The sequence below is a fragment of the Bhargavaea cecembensis genome (assembly GCF_001619585.1).
GTDB lineage: Bacteria > Bacillota > Bacilli > Bacillales_A > Planococcaceae > Bhargavaea > Bhargavaea cecembensis_A.
This window is the reverse complement of record NZ_LQNT01000004.1, coordinates 1-9,552: the sequence shown is the minus strand read 5'-3', so window position 1 is coordinate 9,552 and position 9,552 is coordinate 1. Positions and strand designations below refer to the sequence as shown.

Below are 9,552 nucleotides of genomic sequence, written 5' to 3'. Positions count from 1 at the left end.
CCCCTGCAAGAGTAGGACGTCGCTGGGCATAAGGCCGTCTCCTTAAGGAGGCGGTTTTTTTGTGTTCTTTTTTAATTGCGAATTGCTGCATGAGGCCAATTGGCATCTTCAAAAACTTTTCAACCATGATAAAGTAGACTTCTCAAGTAAAATTGAATATTCCGGTTACAATTAAAGGAATTTAAATTAAAATGAAGAGTGACATGAAGGGGATTAACATTTGTGGATTCTCCAGAATGGTATGATCAGAACATGCAATGGGGTGAGCAATGATGCTTTTATCAGTCGGGGAAATTATAGACTCAACTTTATTTGAGAATGCCATCCTCAAAACCGGGGAACAGACCATTACGGACAAATCGGTTGAATGGGTATCGGTCATGGAAAGTCCCGTTGAGAATTTCGTCAGGGAGAATGAATTTGTTCTTAGTACCGGGATCGGGTGTCACGAAAATACCGGGGAATTGTTGTCTTTTATTAAAGATGTATATGATTCAGGGGCGTCGGCTTTGGCGATTGCAACGGGGAGATATATATTTGAAATACCGGAAGAGGTCATTCAATTTGCCATAGACCGAAATTTTATCATCATCGAACTCCCATGGGAGATCCGGTTTGCGGATATCGTCCATGAAGTGATGACCAAACTGAATGAACTCAAACAAAATGAGACAACGCGTTTCAAGGAAATCCAGCACCAACTGATTCAAAAGGTTCTCGAAGGAAGGACATTAGAACATATTACGGATTATATCGAACAGGAATTAGGTGAATCCGTACTGGTTTGCAATGAAAAGAAAGAGCCGATTGCAGGAAGCGCAAATCCGAATGATGTGTTCGCTCTATGGGACCAAATGAAAATGAGAACATCCATCAATTCATCGCATTATCCAAAGCATACCGAAATTCAAAAGCTGGATAGCGGTTCTGTGCAGCTGATCCATTTGAACATTCAATCTGATGTCGGCCATAAAGGCGACTTTTTCATCTTATCCGATTCAGACAAAAGGCTGAATGAGCATGAGTTGATGATTGCTGAGCAGGCCGTTGTTGCTGCTGCATTGTGGTTCTCAAGAAACAGCGCGGTAATCGAAGCCGAGAGCCGGATGCAGAATGAATTCTTGCTGGGCTTGGCAAAAGGGGAAACGATGTCTGAAGAACATGTCGCCTCCCATGCAGAATTTTTCAGATACAACCTCGACCTTCCCTATTTGTGTATCATCGGCTTTCCGGAAAATCTGAAAGATTCCGCCGGTCATGATGCGGGCCTCAATGAGTCGGGAAGACCAAGATTGGATAGAATGAGTATCTATATTAAAGAGGGATTGTTATATGCAGGTGAGAATGTCCAACGCCAGATTCTCTTTGCGCATGAACATGATAAAGTGATTGTTTTTTTGGAAGCATCGAATAAGGTGACTGCAGATGCGGTCAATCAGTTCCTGGATCTGGTGGAAAGAAGGTTCACCCACTTGTTGCCCGGCATTTCGTTTTCCTGGGGAATTGGAATGGATGGGGATGGAATCCGCAATTTTGCCGACAGTTTTCAAAAAGCAAAGGCAGCACTGGAAATGGGCAGAAGTCAAAGAGGCATTGGGAAGCGAACCTATTTTGACGAAACACAGATCAATAGGCTGCTGTTAAACTTGGCCGGCAATGAGGAAGTCCGTGACATTACTCTTTCTACCGTGTCTCCGTTGGTGGAATACGATGAAAAAAGAGAGATGGATCTGATTAAGACTTTTGTCACGTATAACAATAATAATGGTAACGTAAGCCAGACTGCCAGGGAACTGAATCTTCATCGCCAATCCCTTTTATACCGGTTACGGAAAATTGAATCGTTGACAAATTTATCACTCGTGGATCCTGACGATCTATTTATACTGAATTTCAGCATTAAGGTATGGTCTACAGGCGCGATTAAAAGAACATAAGAAAATGAGATGGAACCGGAATGGCTTTAATCCGGTTCCATTTTTTCTTATGAAAAAAGTGTATGAACAGATTGATTGAAATTCATACAAAGTTGCAGATGTATTATAAATATTTAGAATTTATAATCATCACTACAAGGTCAGTTGAGCAAGGGTCATCGGCAAAGCGGCAATTCTTGCATCAAGGGACAGAAATCAATGACGGATCAATAGGAGGAGCCCGGATGTTGCCATTCAGTTTACAAGAGTATAAGGATCGGTTGGAGAAGACAAAGGCGAGCATGGCGGAACAAGGAATTGAAGTATTGCTGATTACGAATCCCGCAAACATGAATTATCTGTCAGGCTACGATGGCTGGTCCTTTTATGTTGATCAGATGCTCATCGTGATCATCGATGAAGACCAGCCGATCTGGATTGGCAGGAAGATGGACGCGAAAGCAGCGGAAGTGACGACCTGGCTATACAAGGACAACATTATCGCCTATCCGGAGGATCATATTCATAATGATTTGAAGCATCCGATGGATTTCATCGCAAAAATCCTGACTCAGATCGGACAATCCAAACGGAATGTCGGTGTTGAGATGGGTTCCTACTATTTTTCAGCACTGGCATTTGAAAAACTGAAGACCAATTTGCCGAATGCCCGATTCTCGGATGTAACCCTTCTGGTCAATTATGTCCGGCTCATCAAATCCGACAAGGAAATTGAATATATGAAAAGAGCGGCCAACATTGCCGGTATTGGCATGCAGGCTGCCGTGGAGTCCATTCAGGAAGGGAACCGCGAATGCGATGTGGCAGCAAACATCTACAGCGGGCTCATCAGCGGAACACCAGAGTATGGGGGGGATTATCCATCTATTGTTCCACTGTTGCCGGCCGGTAAAAATACATCAACTCCTCATCTGACATGGACAGATCGTAAATACTCAAATAATGAAATGGTGATTATTGAGCTGGCGGGTTGCCACCGGCGCTATCATTCTCCATTGGCCAGAACTGTTTCTATCGGCCAGCCGGCGTCCAAAGCGCTGGACACCTCGAAAATCCTGGTTGAAGGTTTGAACGCGGCTCTTGATGCGGTCAGGCCGGGGGCTACTTGCGAAGAAGTTGAGGTTGCCTGGAACACAGTCATTTCAAAACATGGGATCAGCAAGGATTCCAGGATCGGTTATTCCATCGGATTAAACTACCCGCCGGATTGGGGCGAGCATACCGCGAGTCTCCGAAAAGGAGATCATACCATTTTACAGCCAAATATGACCTTCCACCTCATTCCGGCATTATGGTTTGAAGACTACGGAATTGAAATCACTGAATCATTCAGAGTGACTGAAACAGGCTGTGAAGTATTGACTGATTTTCAGCGCGATCTCATTGTAAAAGATCATCTGCAAGCAATCATTTAACGAAAGACTCACTGATAGGCAAAAGGAAAACACGATTCAGCGGACCCACCCATCCTAAAATGAAAGCGCTTTTAAAAGTTGGCGAGGTGGAGTCATGCGAGAAAAGATCAAAACCAGGAGGGTTGGATATGCCGATGCATAGTGAACATGCAGCTGTAGCAGCGGAAAGCTTGGAACAGCAGTTGATTGCATGGCGAAGATACCTCCACAGATTCCCGGAGCTCAGTTTCAATGAATACAAGACTTCTCAATTCGTTGCTGAAACGTTAAGGGAAATCGAGGGGGTCACCGTTCAAACCGGCATCGGAAAAACCGGTGTGGTTGCAACGATCTCAACAGGTGAAGGACGGACAGTTGCAATTCGGGCAGATATGGATGCACTCCCGATCGATGAAAAAACCGGCCAAAGCTATCAGTCTAAACATCCCGGTGTCATGCATGCCTGCGGCCACGATGCCCATACGGCCATTTTGCTCGGCGCGGCCAAGATGCTGGCCGAGAAGTCAGCTTCAGGCCAGTTCCGCGGAACCGTCAGACTTATTTTTCAGCCTGCTGAAGAAGACACCGATAAAGAAAAACGGTCTGGAGCACAGAGAATGATTGAAGACGGCGTTTTGGAAGGTGTTGATTCCGTCATTGCTCTACATGTCTGCCCATGGCATCCGGTCGGCACCATTCAAATGAATGACGGATACAGCATGGCGAATGTGGATGTTTTTCAGGGCAAAATCAGGGGGACAGGCGGCCACGGAGGATACCCCCATCTGGGCACCGATCCTATATGGATGCTTTCTTCAGTCTTGCAGGCGTTTTACGGAGTCACTTCCAGAAGAATATCTGCCCTGGAAACCGCCGTTGCGAGTATTGGTGAAATCCACACGGGAGCAGCGAGTAATGTCATCCCTGAAGAAGTGGTTGTGACTGGGACACTGCGGACCTATTCAAAAGAAGTGAGGGAGCAGCTGAGCGCCGAGATTGAAAAAGCCTTCCAGGTGGCTGAAGCATTCGGAGGAACCTATTCCTTCAAAGTCGATCGCGGAGAGCCGGCGCTGAATAACCATGCCGGGGTGAATGCCGTCATTAAGCACGCCGCAACGGAATTATATCCGACTATTCAAATTGAAGAGGACAAATTTGGCCTCGGAGGCGAGGATTTCGGCTATATGACTCAGGAAGTTCCGGGTGCGATGTTCTTCCTCGGCTGTGCGTTGCCGGACGGGATCAGGCGGGATCTGCATACGAGTCAGTTCGATTTGGACGAGCGCTGCATGCCATTGGGTGCACAAATCCTTGTCGAATCTGCGATTGGTTTATTAACGAAAGAATTTATTTCTTGAGAGGCAGGTGCAGGGTGATTGAATACTAAAGTGTTTGGAAAACCAATGTTTATCGCCGGCAAATGGGTCGAAAAAGAGGAAGTCATCGAAGTGTTAAATCCTCAGGACAACTCACTGATCAGTACCGTTCCGGCAGCATCGGAAGAGGATATGCTGCTGACGATTGAAGGGGCAAAAGAAGGCGCCAAAATCGCTGCTGCCATGCCTGTCCACCAGAGAATGAACATCCTGAATAAAGCGGCTGCGTATATCGAAGAGAACCAAGGAGAGTATGCGGCTACGATTGCATTGGAGGGGAGCAAGACCATCCGCGAAGCGACAGCTGAGGTCAGGCGCTGTATCCAGACACTGAAGATCAGTGCCGAAGAGGCAAGGCGCATTAATGGGGAGACCATTCCCTTCGATCAGGCGGAAGGAAGTGAAAACCGGGTCGGTTATTATTACCGGTTTCCGATTGGGATCGTTGCAGCCATTACTCCATTCAACGATCCATTAAACCTGGTGGCCCACAAGGTGGGACCGGCAATTGCCTCGGGCAATGCCATTATCGTGAAGCCGGCAACCGTTACTCCACTTAGTGCACTTTTGCTGGCAGAAGCATTTGATCATGCCGGATTGCCATCCAAGGTACTGTCAGTAATTACAGGCAAGGGCAGCGTTATTGGAGATCTCCTGGTGACCCACCCTGCGATCCGGATGGTTTCGTTCACAGGAGGGCTGGAAACAGGCGAAGAAATCGCCCGGAAAGCCGGTCTGAAAAAGATCAGCATGGAGCTAGGCTCGAATTCCCCTGCCATTGTGCTCAACGATGCGGATATCGAAAAGGCTGTGGAGTCAACGGTATCCGGTGCCTTTTATGCCGTCGGACAAAACTGTCTGGGTGTCCAGCGAATCTATATTGAAGAAGCTAGTTATGAAACGTTCTCTGCTCTTTTTGTCAATCGGGTTCAGCAATATCAGGTTGGGGACAAAATGCTGAGCACAACCGATATGGGGCCCATGATCAATGAAGCGGAAGCCATCCGGGTGGAAAGCTGGGTGGATGAAGCCATCGCGATGGGTGCCAAAAGACTGACAGGCGGGAAGCGGGAGGGCGCCTTTTATCCTCCGACTGTGCTGACTGATGTTCCGTCGGATTGTACCATTGCCCGGCAAGAAATTTTCGGACCTGTTGTCCTTCTGTATCCAGTCGCCGATCTTGATTCGGCAATTGACCAATCAAACGATGTGAATTATGGGCTGCAGGCCGGAATATTCACGTCCAATATTGATAAAGCCTTCGAGGCAATCGGAAAGATGGATGTAGGCGGGATCATGATTAATGACAGCAGTGATTACAGGATTGACGGCATGCCATTTGGAGGGGTGAAGGGATCCGGCTTAGGGCGGGAAGGGGTCAAGTTTACGATTCAGGAAATGACAGAACCGAAAGTCGTCAGCTTTAAGCTGGCGCAGAAGCGGTCTGTTTAAGAAACCCTCTTTCCGCCGTTCAGTTCCCGGAAAAAAGGAGTCAAAATATGAAGCCAAAAACAAGGGCAAAACATATGAACATCGTCTTTTGGACATCGGCGGCGGTCATCACTTTACTCGTCTTATGGGGAACGGTGAACCCTGCAGGTTTATCCAAATGGGCAGACACGGCGTATAACTTTACAACGGATGCATTCGGATGGTTCTATTTGCTCTCGGTCCTGGCGATCGTCCTCTTCTGTTTAGGGCTGGCCGTCAGTAAATATGGGCGGATCAAATTGGGAAGGGACGATGAAAAGCCCAAATACTCCTACTTCGCCTGGATCGGAATGTTGTTCAGCACTGGGTTTGGCGCAGGCCTTGTTTTCTGGGGAATTGCTGAACCGATGAGCCATTTTGCAAATACGCCGACGGGAATGGAAGGTTATAGCGCGGAGGCCGGAAGACAGGCCATGCAGTATTCCTTCTTTAACTGGGGCGTGCACCAATGGTCGGTGTTCACAATAGTCGGTCTGGCTTTGGCCTATTTCCAGTTCAGGAAAAGGGAGGGCCGAATGATCAGCGACACGCTGAACCCGGTCATAGGGAAGAGCGGCAAGAAGCCGCTGAGAAATGCGATCAATATTTTGGCGGTCATCGCGACGGTGCTGGGTGTCGCCACATCCGTCGGAATGGGGATCTTGCAGATCAATGGCGGACTCAATTATGTGTTTGACGTTCCGCAGAATACGATTTTCCTATTAATCATTACTGGCGGACTGCTGCTGCTGTATTTGACTTCTGCATTAACGGGACTGGATAAGGGGATCAAGATTCTCAGCACCCTGAATCTAAGCCTCGCTATTGGACTGATCCTGGTTGTCCTGTTTCTCGGGCCAACACAGTTCATCCTGGAAGCATTGGCGCTGGGCCTAGGGGATTACATCCAGAATTTCTTCGGGATGAGCCTGGGGCTTTCACCGTATGACGGAAATACCTGGTCCAAGGGTTGGACAGTCGGCTATTGGGCATGGGTACTTGCATGGTCACCTTTCGTCGGAATGTTCATTGCCCGGATTTCCAGAGGCCGGACGATTCGTGAATTCGTGTTTGGTGTATTGATCGTTCCGCCATTCATTGCAGTTGTGTGGATCGCCGTATTTGGCGGCACAGCCCTTTATATGGATCTGTTCCAACAGACAAATATTGCGGGAGCGGTGCAAAACGATGTGACGAGTGCGCTGTTCGCCACCTTTGACAACTTCCCGATCAGCACAGTACTGTCTGTAACCTTCATTTTGCTGATCATTACATTCCTGGTGACATCGGCTGACTCGGCCACTTTCGTACTTGGAATGATGACGACAAATGGAGATCCGAACCCGGGCAATCTGGTAAAAGTCATTTGGGGCGTACTGATGTCAGCCATTGTGGCAGTGCTCATCATCAGCAGCGGATTGCAAGGCCTTCAAACAGCTTCCTTGGTGGCAGCGCTGCCGTTCACGGTCATCTTGCTCTTAATGGGTGTTTCCTTATTCAAAACCATCAGGGCAGACGAAGCGGTACCGGCAAAGACAGAGCAGAAGGCGGAGACTGCCGAAGAGGAGTTACAGGAAAACATGGAGGTCTATAAGGCTACGCCGAGAAAAAAGAAAGTCACGTATCCCGGGGCCGTCCGGGGCCATCAATGAAAAGTTATCGGCACTACCGTTAATCAGGAGTAAGGAAAGACCAAATATACAGATTTGATTATGGAGGGAATTAAAATGACGATGAAAACGATGGAAAGTGTACAAAGAAAATATGATGAACTGGCTGCAATCGATAAGAAGCATTTCATGCACCCTACCTCTTCTTTTAAGCAGCAACAGGAAAAGGGGCCCGGCTTCATTTTCACTGAAGGAAAAGGAATCTACCTGAAAGATGTGAGAGGTAACCAAGTGATTGACGCTCTGTCTTCGTTATGGAACGTCAATATCGGCCACGGCCGGGAAGAACTCGCCGAAGCTGCAGCGGAACAGATGAAGAAACTCGCTTTCAGTTCAACATTTGCCACAAACAGCCACGAACCAGGAATCAGGCTTGCCGAAAAAGTGGCGGAGATGACCCCGGGAGATTTGACGATGACCTTCTTCACATCAGGAGGTTCGGATGCCAATGATACAGCCTTTAAAACCGCACGCTATTATTGGAGGCTGAAAGGGAAGCCTGCTAAAAAGAAAATCATTTCACGCCAGAAATCCTATCACGGAGTATCCGTGGGCGCCTCAAGTGCAACAGGCCTGCCAGCTTTCAGAGACTTCCCTTCATTGGCACCGGACTTCCATTATGTAGATTCTTCAATCGAGGCATTGAAGGAGCTCATCGAGAAAGAAGGGCCGGAAACGATTGCGGCGTTTATCTCGGAGCCTGTCCAGGGATCAGGCGGCGTTAACCTTCCACCGGAGAATTATTTTAAGGAGATTCGGGAAATCTGCGATCAAAACGACATTCTTTTCATTGCGGATGAAGTCATCAACGGCTTCGGCAGGACCGGTAAGAACTTCGGTATCGAGAACTTCGGTGCAGTTCCCGACATGATGGTGATCGCAAAAGGCATTTCCAGCGGTTACGCCCCGATTGGGGGCATGGTCATTTCCGAACCGCTCAGAAATGAACTCATTGAACTGACGGAAGGCGTTTATATGCACGGGTACACCTACAGCGCTCATCCGATGTGCTGTGCGGTGGCACTGAAGAACCTTGAAATCATCGAAGAAGAAAATCTGATTGAGAACGTACGGAATATGGGAGCGGAACTACAGAAAGGATTCAACTGGCTGGCAGGGCGCCATGAGGAGATCGGAAATATCCGGGGAATCGGGCTGCTCGGAGCATTTGAAATCCTGAAAGATAAAGAGACCAATACCCGCTTCTCCGAGCCGGTATCGGCGAAAGTGGTAGAGGAAGCGCTGAACCACGGCCTGTTGGCAAGAAGCATCGTCTATGAAGGGCAGGATACACTCGCCTTCGCTCCGCCATTCTGCATCAACAAGGAAGAAGTGGAGACGATCATTTCCATCATTGATCATTCATTGACCGAAGTGAAAAAGAAAGGGATCCAATAATCTGCAGGCTTCCACATAGGGAAGCGTGTGAATAAAAGAGGACATGGCCGGAAAGAATACCGGTCGTGTCCTCTTTTCCATTGCTTTGAATGGACACCACTGACGAAAGGTTCCGACTATGTGATTTGGTCTTGCGCTGACGAGGAATCCGTTGTATAGTTATCAACGTTGCGCTTCTGAGAGAGACGCACTGATCAATAAAAGAAATAAAAAAGTTGTTGACGTGAGAGTCGCGACGTGATATATTAAGTAGGTCGCCAATAAACACGGCAACAATAAATGAACCTTGAAAACTGAACAGCAAAAC

6 protein-coding genes are annotated in these 9,552 nt (G+C 47.8%); all 6 read left to right on the top strand.

Annotated elements, in window-relative coordinates; translation table 11 throughout:
* The first annotated feature begins 272 nt into the window (after positions 1 to 272).
* The 6 genes from AV656_RS03650 (at position 273) to AV656_RS03625 (ending at position 9,245) form a co-directional block, all read left to right on the top strand.
* A complete protein-coding gene (locus tag AV656_RS03650; RefSeq protein ID WP_063179044.1) occupies positions 273 to 1,937 on the top strand; it encodes a PucR family transcriptional regulator in 1,665 nt (554 codons plus the stop codon).
* 224 nt (positions 1,938 to 2,161) lie between these two features.
* The gene (locus tag AV656_RS03645; RefSeq protein ID WP_063179042.1) at positions 2,162 to 3,352 is read left to right on the top strand and encodes a M24 family metallopeptidase; all 1,191 of its coding nucleotides are present in this window, start codon (positions 2,162 to 2,164) and stop codon (positions 3,350 to 3,352) included.
* Positions 3,353 to 3,480: 128 nt separating this feature from the next.
* On the top strand, positions 3,481 to 4,689 hold the full coding sequence (locus AV656_RS03640; protein ID WP_231877232.1) for a M20 metallopeptidase family protein: 1,209 nt from the start codon (positions 3,481 to 3,483) through the stop codon (positions 4,687 to 4,689).
* Positions 4,690 to 4,734: 45 nt separating this feature from the next.
* Positions 4,735 to 6,159, top strand: coding sequence for an aldehyde dehydrogenase family protein (locus AV656_RS03635; protein WP_082818597.1), 1,425 nt, complete (start codon positions 4,735 to 4,737; stop codon positions 6,157 to 6,159).
* Between the two features lie 47 nt (positions 6,160 to 6,206).
* Entirely contained in the window at positions 6,207 to 7,829 is a 1,623-nt protein-coding gene (locus AV656_RS03630; protein WP_063179037.1) for a BCCT family transporter, read from the top strand.
* Between the two features lie 75 nt (positions 7,830 to 7,904).
* On the top strand, positions 7,905 to 9,245 hold the full coding sequence (locus tag AV656_RS03625) for an aspartate aminotransferase family protein (protein WP_082818596.1): 1,341 nt from the start codon (positions 7,905 to 7,907) through the stop codon (positions 9,243 to 9,245).
* Positions 9,246 to 9,552: the final 307 nt, after the last annotated feature.

What these genes read in the sequence shown, in the direction of transcription:
- AV656_RS03650 (WP_063179044.1), top strand. Translation starts at nt 273, where the DNA reads ATGCTTTTATCAGTCGGGGAAATTATAGACTCAACTTTATTTGAGAAT.
- AV656_RS03645 (WP_063179042.1), top strand. Translation starts at nt 2,162, where the DNA reads ATGTTGCCATTCAGTTTACAAGAGTATAAGGATCGGTTGGAGAAGACA.
- AV656_RS03640 (WP_231877232.1), top strand. Translation starts at nt 3,481, where the DNA reads ATGCCGATGCATAGTGAACATGCAGCTGTAGCAGCGGAAAGCTTGGAA.
- AV656_RS03635 (WP_082818597.1), top strand. Translation starts at nt 4,735, where the DNA reads ATGTTTATCGCCGGCAAATGGGTCGAAAAAGAGGAAGTCATCGAAGTG.
- AV656_RS03630 (WP_063179037.1), top strand. Translation starts at nt 6,207, where the DNA reads ATGAAGCCAAAAACAAGGGCAAAACATATGAACATCGTCTTTTGGACA.
- AV656_RS03625 (WP_082818596.1), top strand. Translation starts at nt 7,905, where the DNA reads ATGACGATGAAAACGATGGAAAGTGTACAAAGAAAATATGATGAACTG.